The organism is Arthrobacter sp. SPT-J7, from assembly GCF_059089965.1.
Genome location: NZ_JBNHFF010000647.1, coordinates 1 through 250, shown reverse-complemented (window position 1 = coordinate 250; position 250 = coordinate 1). Strand labels below are relative to the sequence as shown.

1 protein-coding gene is annotated in these 250 nt (G+C 68.0%); it reads right to left on the bottom strand.

The features are described 5' to 3' along the window. Positions 1 to 250 (bottom strand): porphobilinogen synthase (locus tag AC5RWX_RS34655; protein WP_494100619.1); only part of this gene is annotated, 250 nt, incomplete at both ends.

Below are 250 nucleotides of genomic sequence, written 5' to 3'. Positions count from 1 at the left end.
ATGGCGGGCTTCACCATCACCACGTCCGCGCCTTCGGCGAGATCCAGCTCCACCTCGCGGAGCGCTTCGGTCCGGTTGCCGGCGTCCATCTGGTAGGTCCGCCGGTCACCCTTGAGCTGCGAGTCCACGGCTTCACGGAACGGGCCGTAGAAGGCCGACGCGTACTTGGCGGCGTAGGCGATCACCGAAGTGTTGGTATGGCCGGCCTGGTCCAGGGCTGCGCGGATGGCGGCGACCTGGCCGTCCATCA